Source organism: Lysobacter sp. yr284, from assembly GCF_900107375.1.
GTDB lineage: Bacteria > Pseudomonadota > Gammaproteobacteria > Xanthomonadales > Xanthomonadaceae > Lysobacter.
Map to the genome: position 1 here is coordinate 323,068 of NZ_FNPT01000003.1, position 25,972 is coordinate 349,039.

General features: G+C 73.7%; 6 protein-coding genes (1 of these 6 cut by a window edge). All 6 read left to right on the top strand.

Features of this window, described 5'->3' with window-relative positions; translation table 11 throughout:
* A protein-coding gene (locus BLV01_RS08215) for a non-ribosomal peptide synthetase (protein WP_091796402.1) crosses the window boundary here: on the top strand, positions 1-11,882 show its 3' portion. The gene continues 4,864 nt to the left of window position 1, outside the view; only the last 11,882 of its 16,746 coding nucleotides appear in the window; its start codon lies beyond the left edge, outside the window; its stop codon occupies positions 11,880-11,882.
* A gap of 84 nt (positions 11,883-11,966) precedes the next feature.
* Entirely contained in the window at positions 11,967-22,592 is a 10,626-nt protein-coding gene (locus tag BLV01_RS08220; RefSeq protein ID WP_217633468.1) for an SDR family NAD(P)-dependent oxidoreductase, read from the top strand.
* 133 nt (positions 22,593-22,725) lie between these two features.
* Entirely contained in the window at positions 22,726-22,956 is a 231-nt protein-coding gene (locus BLV01_RS08225) for an MbtH family protein (protein ID WP_091796406.1), read from the top strand.
* 8 nt (positions 22,957-22,964) lie between these two features.
* Positions 22,965-23,882 carry an alpha/beta fold hydrolase gene (locus tag BLV01_RS08230; RefSeq protein ID WP_175485822.1) on the top strand — a complete coding sequence of 306 codons (918 nt, stop codon included), beginning with the start codon at positions 22,965-22,967 and terminating at the stop codon, positions 23,880-23,882.
* Between the two features lie 3 nt (positions 23,883-23,885).
* Positions 23,886-25,010 (top strand): glycosyltransferase, encoded by a 1,125-nt coding sequence (locus tag BLV01_RS08235; RefSeq protein WP_091796410.1) that lies wholly within the window; start codon positions 23,886-23,888, stop codon positions 25,008-25,010.
* 30 nt (positions 25,011-25,040) lie between these two features.
* The gene (gene fabD, locus BLV01_RS08240; protein ID WP_091796412.1) at positions 25,041-25,925 is read left to right on the top strand and encodes an ACP S-malonyltransferase; all 885 of its coding nucleotides are present in this window, start codon (positions 25,041-25,043) and stop codon (positions 25,923-25,925) included.
* The last annotated feature ends 47 nt before the right edge of the window (positions 25,926-25,972 follow it).

Below are 25,972 nucleotides of genomic sequence, written 5' to 3' on the forward strand. Positions count from 1 at the left end.
GCGCGGACATCGACTGGCGCGCGCTCGGCGACGCCGGGCAGGCGCAGCGCATCGCCTTGCCGACCTATCCGTTCGCGCCGACCCGGCACGCCCGGCCGGCGGCAGCGCCGGCACCGGCAGCGGCACAAGCGACCGCCGAGGTCCTGCATCCGCTGCTGCATCGCAACGAATCGAGCCTGCACCAGCATCGCTATACTAGCGTGTTCGACGGCGAGGAGTTCGTGTTCGCCGATCACCAGGTGCGCGGCGCGCGCCTGTTGCCGGGCGTGGCCTACCTGGAAATGGCCCGCGCCGCGCTCGCCCAGGCGCTGCGCAGCGAGCGGGCGGCGATAAACCTGCACAACGTCAGCTGGCTGCGGCCGCTGGTCGTCGGCGCGCAACCGCTGGCGGTGCACGTGACCATCGCCGCGCGCGCGAGCGGCGGATATTCGTTCCAGGTCGCCAGCGCGCCCGAACACGGCGCGCAGTGCGTGCATTGCGAAGGCAGCGCATCGCTGGCCGGCGCGGATGCGCCCGCCGGCGACGGCCGCCGGCTCGACTTCGATGCATTGCGCGCGCAGTGCGGCGGCGCGATCGCCGGCGCGGACTGCTACGCGCTGTTCGACCGGCTCGGTTGCCGCTACGGCCCGTCGCTGCGGGCGCTGGTCGACACCCGCGCCGGCATCGACGCCGACGGGCGCCGGTTCGCGCTCGGCCGCCTGCGCCTGCCCGCGCAGGCGCAGCGCGATGAGCGCTACGTCCTGCATCCGGGATTGCTGGACTCGGCGCTGCAGGCCTCGATCGGCCTCGGCCTGGACCCGCAGTCCGATCCGCAGTCCGACGATGCCTCGCTGGACGGCGCCGAACTCGAACAGACGCTGCCCTTCAGCATCGACCGGGTGCGCATCGCGCATGCGCCGGGCGACAGCGCCTGGGTGCTGGTGCGCGAAGCCGCGGACAGTTCGCAGGCGGTGAACAAGCTCGACGTGAGCCTGTGCGACGACGACGGACGGGTCGCGGTCGAGATCGCCGGACTGAGCGCGCGGGTGGTGTCGGGCGCCGGCGATGAGGTCGCCGCGGCGCCCGTGCAGGCGCCGGCCCAGGCGTCGCGCGCGCCCGAACACGCGCGCGTTGCGACGACGGTCGAAGCCGAGGCCGACGCCGGACTGCCGCTCGGCGCGCTGCCGTTGGTGCCGGTGTGGGACGATCTCGGCCCGCCCGAACCGGCCGTTGCGCCGGCCGAAGCGCAGACCCGGCGAATCCTGCTGGTCGGCGCCGATGCCGAGTTGCGCGCGCGCCTGCTCGCCGCCTGCGGCGAGGCCGAATTGCGCGAACTGGAACCGCAGCATTCCCAGGTCGAGGCCATCGTCGCGATCCGCGCGTTGCGGCCCACCCACGTGGTCTGGATCGCGCAGGGTGCGGCCGCGGGCGTCGCCCCGGACGCGCAGGTCCTGCGCTGCCTGCGCCTGGCCAAGGCGCTGCTGCGCGAAGGTTTCGAGGCGCGGCCGCTGCATCTGCTCGCGGTGACCGCGCAGGCGCTGGCGGTGCGCAACGACGAGTGCGGCGATCCCGCCCAGGCCGCTGTGCACGGTTTCCTCGGCTCGCTGGCCAAGGAATACCCGCATTGGTCGGTGCGCGCCTGCGACATGGACGCGCTCGACCGCTGCCCCTGGCCGTCGCTGCTGGATGCGGCGCCGGACCCGGAAAACAGCTCGCTGGCGCTGCGCGAGGGCAGCCGCTACCAGCGCCGCCTGGTGCCCGCGCAGTTGCCGGCTTCGCCGCGCAGCCGCATGGTCGAGGGCGGCGTCTACGTCGTGCTCGGCGGCGCCGGCGGGCTCGGCCGCGCCTGGAGCGAATACGCGCTGCGCCGCTACCGCGCGCATATCGTCTGGCTGGGCCGGCGCGCGCAGGACGACGCCATCGGCGCGGCGTTGCAGCAGCTTTCCGGTCTCGGCGGCAGCGTGCGCTACCTCAGCGTCGACGCGCGCAAGCGCAGCGAACTGGAAGCCGCGCTCAAGCAGGTCGAGAACGAACACGGCGTCGTCCACGGCTTCGTGCATTCGGCGCTGACCCTGCACGACCGCGGGGTGATGGCGGTCGAGGAGGCCGCCTTCGCCGACGCGATGTCGTCCAAGATCGCCACCGCCGCGGCCCTGGCCGGCGCGCTGGCGCGCTACCGGCCGGCCGACTTCGTGCTGTTCTTCTCGGCGCTGCAGAGTTTCAACCCGTCGCCCGGGCAGAGCAGCTACGCCGCCGGCAGCGTCTACCTCGACGCCATGGCGACCTGGCTGCGGCGCAAGGGCCATGCCGGCGCGCGCACGATCAACTGGGGCTACTGGGGCAGCGTCGGCATCGTCGCCTCGGACGCGCACCGGCGCCGCATGCAGCATATCGGCGAGGGCTCGATCGAGCCGGCCGAGGCGATGCCGGTGATCGAGGCCGCGCTGGCCGGCCCGTTCGAGCAGGTGGCATTGCTCAAGCGCAGCGCGGCGCACGGCGGCGCGGCGCTGCCGATCCTGCGCGACGAGAAGATCCAGACCGCGTCCGCCGCGGCGGGGCTGCGCTTCGCCGTACCCGATACCGCGCTGGTGGCGGCGCCGCCGGCGCCGGAGCCGGAGCGGGCGGACGAACTGGATGCCGCGCTGGCCTCGGGCCTGCTGGTCCAGCTCGCGCGCTTCGGCGGCGATGACTCGGGCCGGCCGCAGCGGCTGTCCTGGCCGGCGTTGCGCGCGCGCCTGGGCAAGCCCGCGCTGTACGCCGAGTGGTTGCGCGAAGCGCTGGCCTTCCTGTGCCGGACCGGCCGCCTGCGCGAGCTAGGCGAGGGCGAGTTCGCGTCCGGCCCGGTGCCGGCCGACTGGGCTGCGGTCGAGGCGTACTTCGCCGGCCCGTTGCGCGACGAGAGCGAGCGCGCCCACGCCGCCTTGGTCGCGCCGCTGCTGCGGGCGCTGCCGGAGATCCTCGCCGGCCGCCGCGACGCCACCGAGATCATGTTCGCCGACGCCTCGGTGCGGCGGGTCGAAGACGTCTACAAGAAGAACCCCTTCATCGAGTACTTCAACCGGATCGTCGCGAGCGTGGTCGCCGGCTACGCCGAGCAGCGCCTGCGCGCCGAGCCCGGCGCGCCGCTGCGCCTGCTGGAGATCGGCGCCGGCACCGGCGCGACCAGCGCGCACCTGTTCCAGGCGCTCAAGCCGCATGCGGCGCAGGTCAGCGAGTACCGCTACACCGACGTCTCGCGCGCGTTCCTCGGCCACGCCGAGCGCGAGTACCGGGCGCTGGCGCCGTACCTGCGCTGCCAGTTGCTCGACATCGAGCGGCCGCTGGCCGCGCAGGGCGTGGAGTGCGGCGGCTACGACATCGCCGTGGCGACCAACGTGCTGCACGCCACCGGCGACATCCACCTGGCGGTGCGCCACGCCAAGAGCGCGCTGCGCCGCGGCGGCCTGCTGGTGATCAACGAGATGCGCGGCCACGAACTGTTCGCGCACCTCACCTTCGGTCTGTTGCCGGGCTGGTGGGCGCACCGCGACGGCTGGCTGCGCGAACCCGGCTCGCCCGGGCTGGCCCCGGCCGCGTGGCGGCGGGTGCTGGAAGAAGAAGGTTTGCGCGCGATCCGGTTCCCGGCCGCGGACGCGCATCGTTTCGGGCAGCAAATCATCATTGCGGAGAGCGACGGAGTGTTCCGACACAAGCGCACGGCGGTGCCTTCACGCGAACAGCAGCCCGCGCCAGCGGCGGCGACGCCCGCAACCGAGCCGGCGCCCGCGGCGGTGGCGGCGCACCAGCCGCCACCGGCGGCGGCGCCCGTGAACGAACCGGCGCCGGCAGCGGCGGTCGCGCCGGTGTCGAGCGCGCAGCGCGAGGACGTCCTGCGCTTCGTGCGCCATGCGGTCGCGCAGACGTTGGAGCTGACCATCGAGGACATCGACGCCGACGAGCCGTTCGAGAGCTACGGCGTCGATTCGATCCTGGCGATCCGCCTGGCCAACGCCTTGCGCGCGCGCTTTCCCGACGTGTCCAGCACCATCGTGTTCGAGCATCCCTGCGTGCGCGCCCTGGCCCTGCACCTGGCGTCGCTGGAGGCCGGGGCGCAACCCGAACCGCAGCCCGCAGCGGCGGCAACGCCCGCGGCGGCGCCGGTCGTCGAAAATCCTGCGCCTGCGCCTGCGCCTGCGCCTGCACCCGCAGCCGCAGCCGCGCAGTCCGCGCCCGATGCCGGCGATGTGCGCGCGGCGACCATCGCCCTGGTCCGCGCGGTGGTCGCGCGCACCCTGGAACAGCCGGCCGACGAGATCGACGCCGACGAACCGCTGGAGAACTACGGCGTGGATTCGATCCTCGCCATCCGCATCGCCAACGAACTGCGCGAGACCTTCGCCGAGGTCAGCAGCACGGTGCTGTTCGAACACCGCAGCGTGGCCGCGATCGCCGCGCATTTCCTCGCCACCCAGCCGCTCGCCGCGCAGGGTCTGGTGCCGGCGCCGCGCAAGCCCGAGCCGTCGCCTGCCGCGCCGGCGGCCGCGCCGCGCCCTGCGCCCGCCGTAGCCTATGCCGCGCCCGCGGCCAGCGTGCGCGAAGCCGCGCCGCCGCCCGCCGCCGCGCCGGCGCCCACGCCGCAACCTGTGGCCGCGTCGCGGCCCGCGCCCGAAGACCGCGCCATCGCCATCATCGGCGTGTCCGGACGCTATCCGCAGGCCGCCGACCTCGACCAGTTCTGGCAGCGCATCAGCCGCGGCGAGGACTGCGTCGGCGAGATCCCGGCCGAGCGCTGGCCGCTGCAGGGTTTCTACGAAGCCGATCCGGCCAAGGCCATCGCCGAGGGCAAGAGCTATTGCAAGTGGGGCGGCTTCATCGACGGCTTCGCCGACTTCGATCCGCTGTTCTTCGGCATCGCCCCGCGCGAGGCGATGGCGATCGATCCGCACGAGCGGCTGTTCCTGCAGGAGACCTGGCGCGCGTTCGAGCACGCCGGCTACACCCGCGACACCCTGGCCCGCCGCCATCAGCGCCGGGTCGGCGTGTTCGCCGGCATTTCCCAATCCGGTTTCGAGCGCTGCGCCAGCGGCCAGGACGCCGGCGGCGATGCGATCCATCCGCAGACCTCGTTCGGCTCGGTCGCCAACCGCGTGTCCTACCTGTTCGACCTGCAAGGGCCGAGCATGCCGATCGACACCATGTGCTCGTCCTCGCTGACCGCGATCCACGAAGCCTGCGAACACCTGTTGCGCGGCGAATGCGAAGTGGCGGCGGCCGGCGGGGTCAACCTCAACCTGCATCCCTCGCGCTACGTCGCTTCGTGCGAGGGCCGGTTCCTGTCCACTTCCGGGCGCTGCATGAGCTTCGGCGAAGGCGGCGACGGCTTCGTGCCGGGCGAGGGCGTCGGCGTGTTGATCCTCAAGCCGCTCGCCCGCGCGATCGCCGACGGCGATCCGATCCACGCGGTGATCCGCGCCAGCGCGATCAACCACGGCGGCAAGGCCAAGGGCTACACCGCGCCGAATCCGGCCGCGCAGCGCGAACTGGTCAAGACCGCGATCGCCAAGGCCGGGATCGGCGCGGGCGACATCTCGTTCGTCGAAGCCCACGGCACCGGCACCGAACTCGGCGATCCGATCGAGATCGAGGCGCTGACCCAGGCCTTCCGCGACTCCACCGGCGAGCGCGGCTTCTGCGCGATCGGTTCGGTCAAGAGCAACATCGGCCACCTGGAAGCGGCCGCGGGCGTGGCCGGGGTGACCAAGGTGCTGCTGCAGCTCAAGCACCGCCAACTGGCGCCGTCGCTGCACGCGCAGCGGGTCAATCCGCATATCGCCTTCGAATCCGGCCCGTTCCGTCTGCAGCGCGAGCTGTCGCCGTGGCAGCCGGCGAACGCGGGCGGACGGCGCATCGCTGGCGTGTCCTCGTTCGGCGCCGGCGGCGCCAACGCCCACCTCATCCTGGAGGAATACGTCGCGCCGACGTACGCGCCGGCCGCGCCCGCCGGACCGGTGCTGGTGGCGCTGTCGGCCAAGGACGACGAGCGCCTGCGCGAACGCGCGCAGCAGTTGCTGCAGGCCTGCGCCGGCCTGGATGACACCCAACTGGCCGATCTGGCCTACACCTTGCAGGTCGGCCGCGAGGCGATGGAGTCGCGGTTGGCGTTCGTCGCCGATTCGCTGGCGCAGGTGCGCGAGACCCTGGAGGGCTTCCTGCAACAGCGCAAGGGCCCGCAACAATTCCACACCGGCCAGGCGCGGCGCGGCCGCAACGGCTTGTCGTGGCTGCGCGAGGACGACGACGCGCAGGCGCTGATCGATACCTGGCTGGCGCGCGGCAAGCTCGACCGGCTGTGCGAGGCCTGGGTCGCGGGCGCCGCGAAAGTCGACTGGGAGCGGCTGTATCCGCAGGCGCGGCCGCGGCGCATCGCGCTGCCGACCTATCCGTTCGCGCCGGAGCGCTACTGGCTCGGCGCGTTGCCGGCGGCAGCCACCGCCGCCGTTCGCGGCGACGCCGGGGCGGGCGCGCGGGCGGATGCGGCGGCGTATCTGCATCCGCTGGTCCATCGCAACACCTCGAACCTGCGCGGGCTGCGTTTCAGTTCGCGCTTCAGCGGCCGCGAACCGGTGTTCGCCGATCACACCGTCGCCGGCCAGCGGATCCTGCCGGCAGTGGCATACCTGGAAATGGCGCGGGCCGCGGCGGCGCTCGCCGCGCAGGCCGGAGCCGACGCGCCGGCGCAGATCGCCGACGTGGTGTGGCTCAAGCCGGTGATGGCCGGCGACGGCCCGGTGGAGCTGCATATCGAAGTCCGCACGCAGGGCGAGGACCTGGTCTGCGAGTTCGTGCGCGAAGAGCGCGAGGGCGCCCGCGGCCACGCCGCGCCGTGCGTGCGCGCCAGCGTGCGCCTGCAGGCCGATGCCGGGCCGGCGCCTGCGCACGATCTGGCTGCGCTGCGCGCGGCGCTGGTCGGCGAGGCACTGGATGGCGAGGCGTGCTACCGCGAACTGGCGGCGATGGGCGTGGAGTACGGCCCCTCGCACCGCGGACTGGTCGAGGTGCAGTCGGGCGCCGATGCGCAGGGCGCGTTCGTGCTCGCGCGCCTGCACCTGCCCGCAGCGGCCGCGCAGGGCTGTGCGCTGCCGCCGGGCCTGCTGGATTCGGCCGTGCAGGCCGCCGGCTTCGGCGTCGCCGATGCGGCGGCCGGCGACGGCGAAGGCGCTGCGTCGGTGCCGTTCGCGCTCGACCGCCTGCAATGGTTCGGCGCGTGTCCGCAGTCGTGCTGGGTGGTGGTGCGCCGGGCGCCGTCGGCGCCGGGCGCGGCGCGCACCGACATCGACCTGTGCGACGACGACGGCCGCGTCTGCGTGCGCCTGCAAGGCCTCAGCGGCCGGCCGTACCGCCATGGCGAGCGCCCCGCGAACGCCGCCGCGCCGCGGACCTTGTTCTTCGTGCCCGAGGCCGTGATCGACGCGGCGCCGGCGGACGCCGCGCATCGCCGCCTGCTCGCCTGCGACGTGTCCGCCGCTGCGCTGGACGGGCTGGCGCCGGCGGCGGACCGCCGCGCGCTGCAAAGCGCCGGCGCCGATCCGGCCGAGCGTTTCGCCGCGTATGCCGTGCAGGCGCTGGCGCAGGTGCAGGAATTGATCGGCGAGGGCAGCGATGCCCCGGCCGTGCTGCAACTGGCGGTGCCCAAACACGGCGCCGGGCGCCTGCACGCCGCGCTGGCGCCGCTGTTGCGCCAGGCGCAGGCCGAATCCGCCCGGCCGCTGCGCACGCAGCTGCTGCTGCTGGACGCGCAGGCCGAGGCGGCATCGAGCGTGCAAGCGCAGCGCCTGGACGGCACGGGCCTGCGCGAAGTGGAACTGTCCGGTTCGCAGCCGCAGGCCGATGCGCGCGACATCGCGACGCCTTGGCGCGACGGCGGCGTGTATCTGATCGCCGGCGGGCTCGGCGGCATCGGCGCCGCGGTGGTGGGCGACATCGCCCGTACGCACCCGACGGCGAAGATCGTGATCGTCGGCCGCAGCGAGCTCGACCCGGCCGCGCTGGAACGGCTCAAGCGCCTGTCCGCGCTCGGCGCGCAGGTGTCCTACCGCTGCGTCGACGTGTCGCACCGCGCCCAGGTCGAGGAACTGGTGGCGGAGATCCTCGCCCAGCACGGCGCGCTGCACGGCGTGCTGCAGTGCGCGGGCGTCGCCCACCACCGCGCGCTGGCCGCGCTGTCGGCCGGCGAACTCGGCCAGGCGCTGGCGGCCAAGGTCGCAGGCACGCGCAATCTCGACCTGGCCACGCGCCATCTGCCGCTGGACTGCTTCGTGCTGTTCTCCTCGCTGACCGCGCGCACCGGCGCGGGCGGCCAGGCCGCCTACGCCGCCGCCAACGCCTTCCTCGACGAGTACGCGCAGTACCGCAGCCAGTTGCAGGCGCTGGGCGAGCGCAGCGGCCGCAGCCTGTCGCTGGGCCTGCCGTACTGGCACAGCGAGCACGGCATGCGCTTGCCGGCGCAGACGGTCGAACAGATGCGCCAGCGCGGTTTCGCCGCGCTCGACGCCGACACCGGGATGGCGGCGCTGAAGCGGGCGCTGGCTTCGCCGCATGCGCAGGTGGCGGTCGCCCATGGCGATCCCGCGCTGATCCGCGCCGCGCTGGGGATCGCGCCGGCGGGCGGGGACGGCGGCGATCGTCCGACGCGCGCGGTGCGCGATGAAGCCCGGCCGCAGACGGCGCCGGCCCAGACGGCCGAGCCGACTGCGCACGTCGGCACGGCCGAGGACGCCGTCGCCGCATTGCGCGCGTTCCTGTCGGAGCAGTTGATGATCGCCCCGGCGCGCATCCGCGCCGGCGACGGCTTCGACGCCTTCGGCATCGATTCGGTGATCGCGGTGCGGCTGACCGCGGCGCTGGAAAAGCACCACGGGCCGCTGTCGAAGACCCTGTTCTTCGAATACGCGACCGTCGCCGACCTCGCCGCCTACCTGGCCACGCGCCGCGCGCCCGCCGCGGTCCAACCCCCGGCCGTCGCCGAAACGGCCGCGCCGGCCCGCATCGAAGCGGCGCCGATCCAGGCGGCGCCGGCGCTGGCAGGGTCGAACGCAGCGCAGCGCAACCAGGCGGCTGCTGCGCCGGCATCCGCGCCGCAACCGACGCCGGCCCGCGCCCACGACGACATCGCCATCATCGGCCTGGCCGGCCGCTACCCGCGCTCGCCGGATCTGGCCGCCTTCTGGGACAACCTCAAGGCCGGCGTCGATTGCGTCGGCGAGATCCCCGCCGAGCGTTGGGCCCTGGACGGTTTCTTCGATCCCGATCCGGCCGCGCACGGCAAGAGCTACAGCAAGTGGGGCGGCTTCATCGACGGCGTCGCCGACTTCGATCCGCGCTTCTTCAACATTTCGCCGCGCGAAGCGCCGATGATGGACCCGCAGGAACGCCTGTTCCTGATGTGCTCGCACGAGGCGGTCGAGGACGCCGGCTACACCCGCGAGGCGCTCAACCATGACGCGCAGGCGCACGGCGGCGTTGGTGTGTTCGTCGGGGTGATGCACGCGGAGTACCAACTGTACGGCGCGCAGGCGCAGATGGCCGGCGAGCCGCTGGCGCTGGGCTCGGGCATCGGCTCGGTCGCCAACCGGGTCAGCTATTTCGGCAATTACCAGGGGCCGTCGCTGGCGGTGGACAGCATGTGCTCGTCGTCGCTGAGCGCGATTCACCTGGCCTGCGCCAGCCTGCGCGACGGCGAATGCGGGGTGGCCATCGCCGGCGGCGTCAACGTGTCGGTGCATCCGAACAAGTACCTGGGCCTGTCGCAGGCGCGGTTCGCGTCCAGCAGCGGCCGCTGCGCGGCGTTCGGCGAAGGCGGCGACGGCTATGTGCCGGGCGAGGGCGTGGGCGCGGTGGTGCTCAAGCCGCTGGCGCGCGCCGTCGCCGACGGCGACCGCATCTACGCCGTGCTCAAGGGCAGCGGCATCAACCACGGCGGCCGCGCCAACGGCTTCGCCGTGCCCAACGCCGCCGCGCAGGCGCGGCTGATCGGCCGCACCCTGGAACGCAGCGGCGTCGACCCGGCCGCGATCGGCTATGTCGAGGCGCACGGCACCGGCACCGCGCTGGGCGATCCGATCGAGATCGCCGGGCTCACCCGCGCGCTGCACGAGCGCGCCGAAGCGGCATCGACCGCGCTGGCTCCGGGTTCGATCCGGATCGGCTCGGTCAAGTCCAACATCGGCCACGGCGAAAGCGCGGCCGGCATCGCCGGGCTGACCAAGGTGCTGCTGCAGCTCAAGCACGCGACCTTGGTGCCGACCCTGCATGCGCAGCGGCTCAATCCGAACATCGACTTCGCCCGCACGCCGTTCGCGGTGCAGCGCGCATTGGAGCCGTGGCCGGCGCGCCGCGGCGCCGACGGCGCGCCGGCGCCGCGCCTCGCCGCGGTGTCCTCGTTCGGCGCGGGCGGTTCCAATGCGCACCTGCTGGTCGAGGAGTTCCTCGCCGCGGCGCCCGTGTACGCCGCCGCGCCGCAACCGGCGCGGCCGGCATTGATCGTGCTCAGCGCGAGCGAACCCGAGCGCCTGCGCGACGCCGCGCGACGGCTGTCGGCGAGCCTGGCCGCGGACCGCTACGGCGATGCCGACCTGGACGCGATCGCCGCGACCCTGCAGATCGGGCGCGAGCCTCATGCGCACCGACTCGGCCTGTCGGCGCGCAGCATCGCCGAACTGGCGCGCAAGCTGGACGCGTTCGCGGCCGGCGATCGCGAGGCCGGCCATTACGGCGTGGCCGATCCCGAGCGCGCGCCCGCGCCGGCCGGCGACTTGCTGGCGCTGGTCGAACGCGGCGAACACGAGCGCGTGCTGGCGGCGTGGGCCGCCGGCGCGCACTGGCCGTGGCAGCGGCTGTATCCGCAGCGGCCGCGGCGGGTGAGCCTGCCGGGCTATCCGTTCGCGCGCGAGCGCTACTGGGCGCCGGATGTGCTGCGCGGCCGCACGGCGTCCGTGGCCGGTGTTGCTACCGCGCCGGTGCCTGTCGCCAGCGTCGCCGCCGCGCCGGAGCCCGTGCGCGAGTTCGCCCAAGCCGCTTCCGCGCCGGCGGCGGTCGCGCCGGCTGCGCCGGCCGGCGACGCTCACGCGGCTTCGCGCCGGGTCGAGACGATGCTGCGCGAGACCCTGGCCGAAGTGCTGTACATGCAGCCCGGCGACATCGGGCTCGCCACCGCCTTTGTCGACCTGGGCATGGATTCGGTGATGGGCGTGGAATGGCTGCCGATGATCCAGCAGCGCTCGGGCGTGCCGCTGGGGCCGACCAAGATCTACGAGTACCCGACGATCCGCGAACTGGCCGCCTACGTGGCCGCGCAGATGCCCGCGGCGGGCGAGGGCGCCGCTGCGCCCGCGGTTGCGCCAGCCGAGGTCGAGCCTGTGTCCGCCTCGCAGCCGGCTGTACCGGTCGCGCCGGCCGCGCCGGTCCAGGTCGTGCAGGTCGCGGCCGCATCGCAGGCCACCGTCGCCGCGCCCGCACCTGCGGCGCACGCCGACGCCGCGCCGGCGCAACTGCGCCAGGTCGAGGACGTGCTGCGCGAGACCCTGGCCGAAGTGCTGTACATGAAGCCGGCCGATGTCGGCATCCACACCGCCTTCGTCGACCTGGGCATGGACTCGGTGATGGGCGTGGAGTGGCTGCCGATGATCGAGCAGCGCCTGGGCGTGGCGCTGGGGCCGACCAAGATCTACGAGTACCCGACGATCCGCGACCTCGCCGCGCATGTCCTGGCGCAACGTCCGGCGCCGGCCGCGGACCCGGCGCCCGCGTCGGGCCCGGTCGACGCCTGGCTGCAGGCGATCTACGACGGCAAGGCCGATCCCGCCGATGCGCAGTATTGGCTGGACGCCCTGGACGCCGACGCGCAGGGAGCCGGGCATGGCGTTTGAGACGAAGCCGAGGCAGGGCCAGGCGCGGCGCGCAGCGTCGCTGCAGGCCGCGCCGGGCGCAACCGTAGCCAGTGGATGGACAGCATGAATCGACAAGACGTATTGCGCGACCTGCAATCGCGGCGGATCACCCCGGAGCAGGCCAAGCGGCTGCTGGCGCAGGCGGCCGCGCAACCGGCCGCGACGCCGGAACCCGCGGCCGCAGCGATTGCTGCGCGCACGAATGCGGGCACGGACGAGCGCATCGCCATCGTCGGCATGTCCGGCCGCTATCCCGGCGCCGACTCGCTCGACGCGTTCTGGGAACTGCTGTCGCAAGGCCGCTCGGGCGTGCGCACGGTGCCGGCGTCGCGCTGGGACGTGGAGCGCTTCTACGACCCGCGTCCGCAGCAGCCGGGCAAGGTCTATTGCAAGTGGCTCGGCGCGCTGGACGAAGTGGAAAACTTCGATCCGCTGTTCTTCGGCATTTCGCCGGCCGAAGCGACGGTGATGGACCCGCAGCACCGGGTGTTCCTGCAGGAAGGCTATCGCGCGTTCGAGGACGCCGGCTACGCGCCGGCGACGCTGGACGGGGCGCGCTGCGGCGTCTACCTGGGCATCATGGGCAACGAGTACGTCGGCCTGTGCCGGCAGGCCGGCGCCGGCATCGGCGAGGCCACCGGCAATTCCTCGTCGATCGCCGCGGCGCGCATCGCCTACCACCTCAACCTCAAGGGCCCGGCGATCGCGGTCGACACCGCGTGCTCGTCCTCGCTGGTGGCCACCCACCTGGCCTGCCAGGCCTTGCTGGCCGGCGAGATCGACCTCGCCCTGGCCGGCGGGGTGACCTTGTACCTGAGCCCGGAAACCCACGTCAGCATGTGCGCCGCCGGCATGCTGTCGGCGGCGGGGCGCTGCAGCGCGTTCGACGACTCCGCCGACGGCTTCGTCCCGGGCGAGGGCGTGGGCACCCTGGTGCTCAAGCGCCTGAGCGACGCGATCGCCGCCGGCGACCGCATCCACGCGGTCGTGCTCGGCTCGGGCATCAACCAGGACGGGCGCACCAACGGCATCACCGCGCCCAGCGCCAAGAGCCAGGCCGACCTGCTGCGCGAGGTGTACCGCCGCCATCGCATCGACCCGGCCTCGATCAGCTACGTCGAAGCCCACGGCACCGGCACCCGGCTCGGCGATCCGATCGAATTCGAGGCGCTGTCGACGGTGTTCGGCGAAGCTACCGCCGAGGTGCATTTCTGCGCGCTCGGCTCGGTCAAGAGCAACATCGGCCACACCTCGGCCGCCGCCGGCGTCGCCGGCGTGCACAAGGCGCTGCTGGCCCTGCGCGAAAAACGCCTGGTGCCGACCCTGCACTACAGCCGGCCCAACCCGCACGTGGAACTGCGCGGCTCGCCGTTCGTGATCAATACCGAACTGCGCGAATGGCGGGTACCCGAAGCGGGCGCGCGCCGCGCCGCGGTCAGTTCGTTCGGTTACAGCGGCACCAACGCGCACCTGGTGCTGGAGGAATGGCGCGAGCCCGAAGCGCAGGCCGCCGCCCACGCCGATGCGCGCGAGCCGCAGCTGTTCGTGCTGTCCGCGCGCGGCGCGGACGAACTCAAGGCGCAGGCGCTGGCGCTGGCGCAGTGGCTGCAGCGCGATGCGGCCACGCCGCTGGCGGACGTCGCCTATACCTTGCAGAGCGGGCGCGCGGCGTTCGAGCAGCGGCTGGCGTTCGTCGCCGCCAGCCGCGCCGAGGCGGTCGCGCGGCTGCAGGACTTCCTCGCCGGCAACGCCGCAGCGGCGTCGTTCGCCGGCCGGGTCACCGCGCAGATGCGCGAATCGCATCGCGCCGACACCGCCGCGCCGGCGCCGCTGCGCGCCGATGCGCAGGCGCTGGCCGAGCTCGCCGCGCGCTGGGTCGGCGGATTCGATCCGGATTGGCGCGAGCTGCCGCGGTCGCGGCCGGGGCGCCCCGCGCACCTGCCGACCTACGCCTTCGCCAAGGAGCGCTGCTGGGTGGACATCGGCGAAGACGCCGCAAACGCCGGCGGCGAAAGCGGGCAAACCCGCGAGACCGCCGCGGCCAAGCCCGCGCCGGCCGCCGCACCGGTGCAGCGCGTCGCCGAGGAACTGGCGGCGCTGGAATTGCTGATCGGCGATACCGAGCCGGTCGCGGCGCCGGCGCCGCAGTCGGTGGACGCGCACGCGCGCGTCGCCGTCGTCGGCGCCAGCGCGCAACAACTGGCGCAGTTCGCGCGGCTGTGGCCGCATGCGGCTTCCTTGCCGCTGCCCGCGGGCGACGCCGCCGGCGCCGACGCCTGGGCCGAGGCGCTGCGCGTGCTGGGCCGCATCGATCGCATCCTCTGGTTCGCCGGCGACGGCGGCGGCGAGCGCATCGACGAATTGCTCGATTACGCCGCGCGCAGCGCGCCGGTGCTGGCGTGCTTCCACGCGATCAAGGCCTTGCTCGACCAGGACTACGGCGCCGGCGCGTTGGAGTGGACCCTGGTCACCCGCGACGCCGGCACCGACCCGAGCCACGCGGCCGTGCAAGGGCTGGTCGCCAGCGCGGTCAAGGAAAACCCGCAGTGGACCCTGCGCCTGGTCGATCTGGGCCGCGCCGATGCGATCGGCGCCGACGCCGGCATCGGCGTCGAGCAACTGCTCGCCGTGCCCGCCGACACCCAGGGCCGCGGCTGGCTCTGCCACGACGGCCAGTGGGCGCGCGAACGGCTGCGGCCGGTGCCGGTGCCGGCGCGCACCGACGGTGCGTTCCGCCGCGACGGCGTGTACCTGATCGTCGGCGGCGCCGGCGGCGTGGGCGAGGTGTTCAGCGAATACCTGCTGCGCCGCTACCAGGCGCGCGTGGTCTGGGTCGGCCGGCGCGCCGCCGATGCCGGGATCGAAGCCAAGCGCGCGCGGCTGGCCGCGCTGGGGCCGGCGCCGCTGTACCTGCAGGCCGACGCCGCCGACCCGGCCGCGCTGGCCGCGGTGCGCGCGCAGGCGTTGCGCGCGTACGGCCGGATCGACTGCATCGTGCATTCGGCCATCGAACTGCACGACCAGGGCCTGGCGGTCATGGACGCGGCGCGGTTCGAGCGCGCGTTCGCGACCAAGGCCAGGATCGCCGCCAACCTGCTGGGCGCGTTCGCCGACGACGTCGCCGACGGCGTGGTGCTGTTCTCGTCGCTGGTGAGTTATTCGCGCGACGCCGGCCAGAGCAACTACAGCGCCGGCAGCCTGTACCAGGACGCGCTGGCGCGCGGCCTGGCGGGCCGCTACGGCCGCCGGGTCAAGACCCTCAACTGGGGCTTCTGGGGCGACATCGGCGCCACCGCGAGCCTGCCGCCGCGGGTGCGCGAACGCTTCGCCCAGGCCGGCATCGGCGCGCTGCGGCCGGCCGAGGCGATGGCCGCGCTGGAAGTCTTCATGCACGCCGCGCTGCCGCAGCTGGCGGCGCTGCACCGCTTGGGCGCGCAGGGCCTGCGCGTGCCCGAGCCGGCGCCGGCGGCCGAAGCCGCGGCGCCCGCGCCGGCCGTCGCGCCGCCGGTTCGCGCAGCGCAAACCGAGCGCGAACCGGCGCGTGCCGAACCCGAATCCCAACCCGACTACGAACCCGACCAGACGGTGGCCGCCATCGACCTCGAAGCCCATGTGAAGGACACGCTGCTCGCGCAGCTGGCCGCAATCCTCAAGCTGGCGCCGGAGCGCATCGATCCGGACAGCGCGTTCGCCGGTTACGGCGTCGACTCGATCAGCAGCGTGCGGATCGTGCGCGCGCTCAACGACGCGCTCGGCATCGAACTGGCCGGCACCAGCCTGTTCGACCACAGCTCGGTCAACAAGCTGGTGCGGCATGTGCTGCAGGACCACGACACCCCGCAACTGCACGCCGCCGCGCGCGCGGCGCAGCCGCAGCCGGTGGTGGCGCAAGCGGCGCCGGCGCAGTCCGCCACGGATGCGGACCGCCGCACGACCGCGGCGGCCAACGATGCCGCGGCCGATTTCGGCGCGCGTACGCAACCGGCGGCGCAGCGCAGCGGCGCCGGCGCGGCGCCCGGCCCGATCGCCATCGTCGGCATGAGCGGCCGCTTCCCGCAGTCGCCCGACCTGCAGACGCTGTGGGCGCACCTGGCCGCGGGCGACGAGGTGACCGAGCCGATCACCCGCTGGAAGATCGATTCGCTGGGCCTGCCCGAGGACATCAAGGTCTGCCCGCGCGGCGGCTTCCTCGGCGACATCGACCAGTTCGATCCGCTGTTCTTCAACATCTCCGGCACCGAAGCCAATTTCATGGACCCGCAGCACCGGGTGCTGCTGGAAACCTCGTGGCATGCGCTGGAAGACGCCGGCTACGCGGGGCAGGGCATCGCCGGCGCGCGCTGCGGCGTCTACATGGGCTTCAACGGCGGCGACTACGGCGAACTGCTGCACGGCCAGCCCTCGCTGCCGCCGCACGCGATGTGGGGCAACGCCGCCTCGGTGCTGTCGGCGCGCATCGCCTATTACCTGGACCTGCAGGGCCCGGCGATCACCCTGGACACCGCCTGTTCGAGCTCGCTGGTCGCCGTGCACCTGGCCTGCCAGGGGCTGTGGACCGGCGAGACCGACGTGGCCCTGGCCGGCGGCGTGTGGATCCAGTGCACGCCCGGTTTCCTGATCTCCTCCAGCCGCGCCGGCATGCTCTCGCCGACCGGCCGTTGCCGCGCGTTCGGCGCCCAGGCCGACGGCTTCGTGCCGTCGGAAGGCGTCGGCGTGGTCGTGCTCAAGCGGCTGCAGGACGCGCTCGACGCGGGCGACCACATCTACGGCGTGATCCGCGGCAGCGCGATCAACCAGGACGGCGCCAGCAACGGCATCACCGCGCCCAGCGCCGGCGCGCAGGAGCGCTTGCAGCGCCACGTCTACGACAGCTTCGGCATCGACGCCGGCCGCCTGCAGATGGTAGAGGCGCACGGCACCGGCACCATCCTCGGCGATCCGATCGAGGCCGCGGCGCTCGGCCGCTCGCTGCGCCACTACAGCGACCGCACCGGCTTCTGCGCGATCGGTTCGATCAAGACCAACATCGGCCACACCGGCGCCGCCGCGGGCGTGGCCGGGCTGATCAAGGTGCTGTTGTCGCTGCAGCACCGGCAGATCCCGCCGTCGCTGCACTTCGACCAGCCCAATCCGCACATCGCCTTCGCCGACAGCCCGCTGACGGTCAACACCCGGCTCAAGCACTGGGAGGAGCCCGCCGCCGGCCGCCGCCTGGCCGCGGTGAGTTCGTTCGGCCTGAGCGGCACCAACGCCCATGTGGTGGTCGAAGAGGCGCCGCCCGCGGCCGCCGCCGCGACCGCCGCGCAGCCGACCTTGCTGGTGCTGTCGGGCTTCCGCGAAGAAGACCTGCCGGCGCAGGCCGCGGCGCTGGCCGAGCACCTGGAGCGCGAAAGCGCGCTGGAGCTGAGCGCGGCCGGCTACACCCTGGCGGTCGGCCGTCGCCATCATCGCCATCGCCTGGCGCTGGTCGCCCACGACGCGGCCGATGCGGCCGCGCAACTGCGCCGCTGGCTGGCCGGCGGCGCGTCGCGCGTGCTCGCGGGCACCGCGGCCGCCGGCAACGGCGGCGAGGAACGCTACGCCCCGGCGCAGCAGCGCCTGCAGGCGCTGGCGCAGACGCGCGACGACGGCGAACGCGCGCGGCTGCTGGCGGAACTGGCCGCGCTGCACGTGCAAGGCCTCGCGCCGGAACTGGGGTCCGCGTTCGCTTCGCAGCGGCGCATCGCGCTGCCGCTGTACCGTTTCTCGCGCAAGCGCTATTGGGTGCCCGAGCGCGCCGCGCCGCGCAGCGAAGTCGCCGTCGCGCCGGTCGCGGCCGCGGTCGAGGCTGCGCCCGTCGCCGTGGCCACGCCTGTCGCCAGCGTCGCGCCCGCGGCCGCTGCGCCCGGCGCGGTTGCGCCTGCGCCGAAGCCGACTGCGGCGAGTGTCGCCCCGGCCGCGACAGCCGCACCGTTGCACCCGTTCGTGCACGCCGCCGTCGCCGGCAGCGAGGGCGCACGCTACGCCACCCGCTGGAGCGGGCAGGAGCCGTTCCTGCGCGACCACGTCGTCCAGGGCGCGCCGATGCTGCCCGGCGCGGCCTGCCTGGAAATGGCGCGGGCCGCCGCGGAACTGGCGCGTCCGGGCCAGCGCGTGCGGCAGTTGCGCAACGTGGTGTGGCTGCGGCCGCTGGCCGTGGCCGAGCCGGTGGATTTGCAGGTCGCATTGGAGCCGGTGCCGGCGCGCGACGGCGAACTCGCGTTCCGCATCCTCGGCGCGGGCAGCGACACGCCGCATTGCCAGGGCCGCATCGTCCTGGACGCGGCGCCCGCGCGCGGTGCGTTCGTCGACGTCGGCACCCTGCGCATACGCTGCGACCTGCGCACGCTCAAGGGCGGCGACTACTACCGCGTGTTCGACCTGATGGGCCTGGCCTACGGCGAGAGCTACCGCGGCATCGAACGCGCCTTCGTCGGCGAAGACCAATTGCTGGCCCAGATCCGGCTGCCGGCCGCGGCGGTGCAGGACGGCTTCGGCCTGCATCCGAGCCTGCTCGACAGCGCCTTGCAGGCCTCGATCGGCTTCGAGATCGGCGACGGCCGCGAGGAGCGCGCGGACGACGGCGCCGCGCCGCGTTCGCTGATGCTGTTCGCGCTCGACCAGATCGAGCTGTACGGCCCGTGCAGCGAACAGATGTGGGTGTGGATCCGCCGCGATCGCCGCAGCAACGGCAACAAGCTCGACATCGACCTGTGCGAACCGACCGGACGGGTGGTGGCGGCGCTGCGCGGGGTGACCTCGCGCGAAGCCGGCGCGCCGCAGCGTCCGGCCGCGGCCGCCGACGCGCCGGCCGCGACGCTTCCCGCGCAAGCGCCGGCGCAGCGGCCCGCGCACGCGCACGCGCCGCTGCCGTCGCCCGCGCCGCCGGCGCCCGCCGGTGCGCACGCCGAGGCCTTCCCCGGCGGCGACCGCGTCGGCGCGCTGACCCTGGCGCCGGAGTGGGAGCCGGCCGCGCCGCCGCAGGCCGATGCCTGGCCGCAGGAAAAGGCCAACGTCGTCGTGATCGGCGGCGACGAGGCCCAGTTCGCGCAACTGCGCAAGCGCCATCCGCGCGCGCGCCACCTGTCGGCGGCGATCGCCGATACCGCCGACCGCGCCGCCGAGGAACTGCGCGTCGCCGGCAACATCGAGCACCTGTTCTGGCTGGTGCCGCCGTCGCAGGCGCGCTCGGTCGACAGCGAAAGCATCGTGGTCGACCAGCAGCGCGGGGTGATGGCCAGCTTCCGCCTGGTCAAGGCGCTGCTCAAGCTCGGCTATGCCGGCAAGCCGCTGGGCCTGACCGTGGTCACCGCCGGCACCCAGCCGGTGCTGGACGACGAGCCGGTCGATCCCACCCATGCCGGCGTGCACGGCCTGGTCGGCACCCTGGCCAAGGAATATCCGGACTGGCGCGTGCGCCTGGTCGACGTGGAAGCCGGCCAACCGTGGCCGTTGGACGCGCTGCTGGCGCTGCCGGCCGACCGCGACGGCAACGCCTGGGCGCACCGCCACGGCCGCTGGCACCGCCAGCGCTGGATCCAGTGCGCGCTGCCCGAACCCGAGCAGACCGCGTTCCGCCGCAACGGCGTCTACGTCGTGGTCGGCGGCGCCGGCGGCATCGGCGAGGCGTTCAGCGAATACCTGATCCGGCGCTACGCCGCGCAGGTGGTGTGGATCGGCCTGCGCAAGCGCGACGAGATCGTGGAAGAAAAGATCGGCCGCCTGTCCCAGTTGGGCCCGGCGCCGCATTACATCTCCGCCGACGCCACCGACCAGCCGTCGCTGGAGCGCGCCTGCGCCGACATCGAACGCCGCTTCGGCACCATCCACGGCGTGGTCCACGCCGCGCTGCTGATGGCCGGCGACCCGCTCGAACGCATGGACGAGCAGCGCTTCTGGCGCGGGCTGGCGGCCAAGATCGAAGTGTCGGTGCGCATGGCCCAGGCCTTCGCCCACCTGCCGCTGGACTTCGTGCTGTTCTTCTCTTCGATCCAGGCGCTGGAAAAGACTCCGCGCCAGGCCAACTACGCCGCCGGCTGCACGGTCGAGGACGCGTTCGCGGCGCGGCTGGCGCAGCAATGGCGCTGCCCGGTGCGGGTGGTCAACTGGGGCTACTGGGGCAGCGTCGGCTTCGCTGCGATTTCCAGCGGCTACCGCAACTGGATCGCCCAGGCCGGCATGGGCTCGGTGGAGCCGGCCGAGGGCATGGCCGCGCTGGAGCGCTTGCTGGCCGGCCCGCTGCGCCAGTTCGCGTTCCTCAAGACTCGACGCGAGGACGCGCTGACCGGCGTGCAGTTCTCCGACGACCGCCTGTGGCGGGTCGAGGCGACCGCGCCGGTGGTGCCGCTGGACGCGCCGGTCGACCTCGATCCGGCCGGCCTGGCCGGGCAGGGACTGCCCGAGCGCTTCGAGACCTTGCTGCTGGAACTGCTGCGGCATGAACTCGACGCGCTGGGCGTGTTCGCCGCCGCGACCGAGCAGGCGCGCGAGACGCGGGTCGCGCCGCACTACCGCGCCTGGCTGCGGCACACGCTGGACCTGCTCGGCGAGCGCGGCCTGGCCGCGCGCGACGGCGAGGCCTGGCGCGCCGCCGGGCCCGCGTCCGCGGTTTCGCCGTGGCAGGAATGGGAGCGCAACGCCGCGCAATGGCTCGCCAGCGCGGAACTGGCCGCGCCGGTGCGCCTGGCCGAGGCGACCTTGCGCGAACTGGGCCCGGTGCTGAGCGGCCAGCGCGCCGCCACCGACGTGCTGTTCCCGAAGTCCTCGCCGCACTTGGTCGAGGGCATCTACCGCGACAGCCCGGTGCCGGACTACTTCAACAAGGTGCTGTGCAGCGCGATCGTGCGCTACATCGAGCGCCGCCGCCGGGTCGACCCGGACGTGCGCCTGCGCATCCTGGAGATCGGCGCCGGCACCGGCGGCACCACCGCGCCGCTGGTGCGGGCGCTGGAGTCGTACGCGGCCAACCTCGCCGAGTACCGCTTCACCGACATCTCGCGCTCGTTCGCGGTCGCGGCCCAGGACGAGTACGCGCAGCGGGCGCCGTACATGAGCTACGGCAGTTTCGACGTGGAGCGCGCGGCGGCGGCGCAGGGCATCGAGGTGGGCGGGTTCGACATCGTCGTCGCCGCCAACGTGCTGCACGCCACCGGCGACATCGCCCGCACCCTGCGCAACGCCAAGGCCGCGCTCAAGCGCAACGGCCTTCTGGTGTTGAACGAGGTGTGCGCGACCAGCCTGTTCGCCCACGTCACCTTCGGCCTGCTCAAGGGTTGGTGGCTGTACGAGGACGCGCACCTGCGCATTCCCGGCTCGCCGGCGCTGTCGCCGGAATCCTGGCGCGCGGTGTTGGCCGGGCAGGGCTTCGGCGCGATCGGCCTGCCGGCCGAAGCCGCGCGTTCGCTCGGGCAGCAGATCGTGCTGGCGACCAGCGACGGCTGGGTCCGCCAGCCGGTCGGCGCGCAGCCCGCATCGCCGCAGGCGGCCGATACGCTGCGTGCGCCCGAGCCGCGCGCCGCGGCGCCGGCGGCGCCTGTCGCCGAGCCGGTGGCCGTCGCGCCGGCCGCGCCCGCGGTCGAGGACGAGGCAGCGGCGATCCGCCGCATCGTCCGCGACGCCCTGATCGCAACGCTGGACGTGCCCGCGCACGAACTGCGCGACGATGCGCCGCTGACCGACTATGGCCTGGACTCGATGCTGGCGGTGCAGACCGTCGAAGTGCTCAACACCACCGCGGGCACCGAGTTGACCACCACCAGCCTGTTCGACCATCCCAGCATCGACGCGGTGGTGGCCCACCTGCTGTCGATGCGGCCGCGCAGCGTCGCGCCCGCGGCGAGCGCAGCGACGAACGCCGTCGCCAGCCGCGCGGCAGCGCCGGCCGCCGCGCCGCCGCAGCCTGCGTCGCAGCCGCAGCCGGTGGCACAGGCGCCGGCGCCCGCAGCCAGCGCACCGCCCGCAGCGACCGCCGCCAGCGCCGGCATCGCCCAGGCCATCGGCCAGGCGCTGGTCGAGATCGCCGGCATCGACAGCGGCGACATCCGCGGCGACGCGGAGTTCGTCGACTACGGCATCGACTCGATGCTGGCGGTGCAGATCGTCGAAGCCTTGAACCGGCGGCTGGTGGTCGAGCTGACCACCACCAGCCTGTTCGACTATCCGACCATCGACGCCCTGGTCGCGCACTTGCTGGCCAGCGCAAGCGGTGGCGCCAGCCCGGCGGTCGCGGCGCAGCCGCCGCAGCAAGCCCAACCACCGCAACCGCCGCAATCGTGGACGCCGCCGGCGCCGCAACCGCAGCCTGCGCCGCCAGCGGCCGTCGCGCCTCGCGCGGCGCCGGCCGCGCCCGGCGGCCTGCGCGAGCGCGTGCGCGAGGAGCTGCTGGCGGTGCTGGCGATCGACGCCGCCGAGTTCGATCCGGCCACGCCGTTCACCGACTACGGCATGGATTCGATGCTGGCGGTGCAGTGGGTCGAACGCCTCAACCAGTCCTTGCAGTTGGAGCTGACCACGACCGCGCCGTTCGACCATCCGACCCTGGACGCGTTGATGCAGCACATCGGCGAGGACCACGCCGCGGCTGCGGCCGCCGACGCCGGCGGGAGCGTCGCGCCGGCGCCGCAGGCCGCGCCGGCGAAGCGTCGCGAGCAACCGATGAGCTACACGATATGAGCCGTTCGCGGACTGCGGAACGACGCCTGCGCGGCCGTGGACTCGGCCGCCCGGCAGCCACTAGTATGGGCGCGCAAAAGTCGTGCCTTCCTTGCATGCGCGGGCCGCGTCCCGCCGAGAATCCGAGGTAACGATGTCCGAGCCCGATTCGTCCGAGGACTTCATCGTCCTGATCAACGACGAAGAGCAGTACTCGCTCTGGTCGCAGTCGATCCCGGTCCCGTCCGGCTGGCGCGTGGCGCACGGCCCGGCCGCGCGACAGGCGTGCCTGGACTACGTGGACGAGGTCTGGAAGGACCTCACCCCGCGCAGCGTGCGCCTGCGCTTGCAGCAGGCCGCCGACAGCGGCCGCGCGGCCGAATGACGGTCTCGATGAGCGATCCGCGCGCCGCCCACGCCGGCGCCGCGGCGGCCGGGCATCCGCGCGAAGCCGGGTTGCGCGTGCAGGTCGCCGACGGCCTGCGCGTGCACGTGCGCACCTGGGGCGAACGTCCGCCCGCGTTGCTGCTGGTGCACGGTTTCAGCCACGGCGGTTTCGTCTGGCGGTCGCTGGCGGCGGCGATGCCGGACTACGGCCTGGCCGCGCCCGACCTGCGCGGCCACGGCGACTCCGATCACGATCCGTCGCGGCGCTATTCCATCGCCGCGCACGTGTCCGACCTGATCGAGGTCGCGCGCGCGCTGGAGCTGCGCGACTACGTGCTGGTCGGCCACTCGCTCGGCGCTTCGGTGGCGGTGTTGGCGGCGCAACGCCTGCCGCGCCCGCCGCGCGCGGTGGTGCTGGTGGACGGCGGGCCGGGCCTGAGCCCGACCGCGTCGGCGCACATCCGCGAGGAATTCCTGCGGCTGAAGTTCCGCTACCGCTCGCCGGAGGAATACCTGGAGCATCTGCAGGCGACCATGCCGCTGGTGCCGCCGCCGCTGCTGCAGGCGCTGGCCGTCGACGCGCTGGAGCGGCTCGGCCCCGAGGAGTTCCGGCTCAAGGCCGATCGCGCGCTGGGCTACCAGGACCAGGCCGCCTCGGTCGAGGACGAACTCTGGCAGGGCCTGAGCGAGATCCGCGCGCCGCTGCTGCTGGTGCGCGGCGCCGCCTCGGCGCTGTGCGGCAAGCGCTGGTGCGAAGCGTTTTGCGCACGCGTGCCGCAGGCCGAGGTGGAGTCGGTGCAGCGCGCCGGCCACGCGGTCATGCTCGACAACCCGGCGCGCTTCAACGCGCTGTTGCGCCAGTACGCAGCGCAGCGGCTGGCGCCGCACGCCGCCGCGCCGCTCCACGCCGACCAGGCAGGTTGAACGATGCTCTGGCATGCCGTCATCACCCGTTTCAGCTACCGCCACACCACCGCGGCGGCCGGCCTCAACGGGGTCCTGGTCTCGCTGCTGCGGCGCGATCCGCTCGAACCCAAGCGGCTGGCGCTGCGCTACTCGCTGTTCGAGCTGACCTGCCTGCCGTCGCTGCTGGGCCAGACCTCGCAGGACTTCGACTGGTTCATCGTCGTCGACCCCGAGTTGCCGCCGTCGTGGCGCGAACGCCTGCAGGCGCTGGTCGCCGGCCGCCCGCGCACCCATCTGTACGACTACGACCCGGCCCAGGACCTAACCGAGACCGGCTGGCTGCAGGCGTACGCGCCGGCGCAGACCACCCGTCTGCTGACCACGATCCTCGACGACGACGACGCGCTGCCGGCGGATTTCGTCGAGCAGATGCAGCGCACGGTGGCGCAACGCGAAACCGAACTGGCGCCGATCGCGACCCTGGCCAGCCGCAAGAGCCGGCAATGGGAGTTGGTGCACAGCCGGCGCGCGCCGCTGGGTTACCGCTGCGCCTGGCATCGCGGCGACTGGGTGCTGTCCACCGGCCTGTCGCTGCTGTGCCGCTGGCCGCAGCACCGGCTGACGGTGCTGGCGATCCATCACCAGGTCGCCGACCTGTGGTTCCTGCCCGAACGCGGCCCGGCGCTGATGCAGTTGCTGCAGCAGCGCTGGTCGCTCAACGACGCCCGCGCGGTCGAAGCCACCGCGTTCATCGCCGGGCGCATGGACGACTTCCAGCGCCGCGCGCAGGCGTGCGTGGACGGCGCAGCGGACGCCGCCGGCGAGGCGGGCGAGGCGGGCGAGGGCGCGCTGCGCTTCGTCGACCTCAGCGACACCGTCGAGGCCTTCGTGGTCAGCAACCACTTCGGCAACGACCAGGTGCTGCGATTGTTCGAACCCAAGCCCGACCGCGAGCCGGTCAGCGGGCCGCAGGACTTCCCCGGCGTGCCGATCGACTTCGCCCGTTTCCGCGGCAACGCCCGCGCCTTCGGCAAGCGCCCGCGCATCTACCGCGAGCTGGTGCGCGAGCTGTGGTCGCGGCCGATGCCGTGGTGGCCGCGCCTGCGCATGGTCGCGTGGGCGAGCTGGCGTTTCGCCCGCGCCTGAGGCCGCCACCATGACCCGAAGGAGCGGCCGATGCAGGCGATGATCTTTCCCGGGCAGGGCGCCCAGAAAGCCGGAATGGGCGGCGCGCTGTTCGATCTGCCCGAGTACGCGGCGATCGAGGCGCAGGCCGACGGCGTGCTCGGCTATTCGCTGCGCGGCGCCTGCCAGGACGCGCACAAGCTCGCCGATACCCGCTACACCCAGCCGTGCCTGTACATGGTCAACGCCCTGCACGGCATCCGCGCGCTGCGCGACGGCGCCGCGCCGGCGTTCCTGGCCGGGCACAGCCTGGGCGAGTACAACGCGCTGCAGGCGGCCGGCGCGTTCGACCTGATGACCGGCCTGCGCCTGGTGCAACGGCGCGGCGAACTGATGGCGCAGGCGCGCGGCGGGGCGATGGCCGCGGTGCTCGGGCTCGAGGCCGGGCGGATCATCGAGCTGATGATGGCCCACGGCCTGGACGCGGTGGACATCGGCAACTACAACGCGCCCACCCAGACCGTGGTGTCCGGCCCGCAGGAGGAGATCGAACGCGCCTTGCCGCTGTTCGAGGCCGCCGGCGCTGGCGCCTGCGTGCGCCTGTCGGTCAGCGGTGCGTTCCATTCGCGGCTGATGCAGGACGCGGCGCGCGCCTACGCCGGGTTCCTCGAGGGTTTCGCGTTTTCCCCGCTGCGCCTGCCGGTGATGTCGAACGTCACCGGCACCTTCTATCCGGCGCAGGCGCCCAGCGCGGTGATCGCCTCGTTGCTGGTGCGCCAGATCGTGCGGCCGGTGCTGTGGGTGAAGTGCGTGCAGGGCCTGTTGCGCAGCGGCGCGACCTCGTTCGTCGAAGCCGGCCCCGGCAACGTGCTGACCCGCCTGGTCGCGCAGATCCGCGCCGCCGCGCCTGCCGAAGCGTCTCCCGCAACCCGTTAGCGCCGCCACATCCTCCCGCCCAACCGCCGCACGCCGATCACTCCCCG

What these genes read in the sequence shown, in the direction of transcription:
- BLV01_RS08220 (WP_217633468.1), top strand. Translation starts at nt 11,967, where the DNA reads ATGAATCGACAAGACGTATTGCGCGACCTGCAATCGCGGCGGATCACC.
- BLV01_RS08225 (WP_091796406.1), top strand. Translation starts at nt 22,726, where the DNA reads ATGTCCGAGCCCGATTCGTCCGAGGACTTCATCGTCCTGATCAACGAC.
- BLV01_RS08230 (WP_175485822.1), top strand. Translation starts at nt 22,965, where the DNA reads ATGAGCGATCCGCGCGCCGCCCACGCCGGCGCCGCGGCGGCCGGGCAT.
- BLV01_RS08235 (WP_091796410.1), top strand. Translation starts at nt 23,886, where the DNA reads ATGCTCTGGCATGCCGTCATCACCCGTTTCAGCTACCGCCACACCACC.
- fabD (WP_091796412.1), top strand. Translation starts at nt 25,041, where the DNA reads ATGCAGGCGATGATCTTTCCCGGGCAGGGCGCCCAGAAAGCCGGAATG.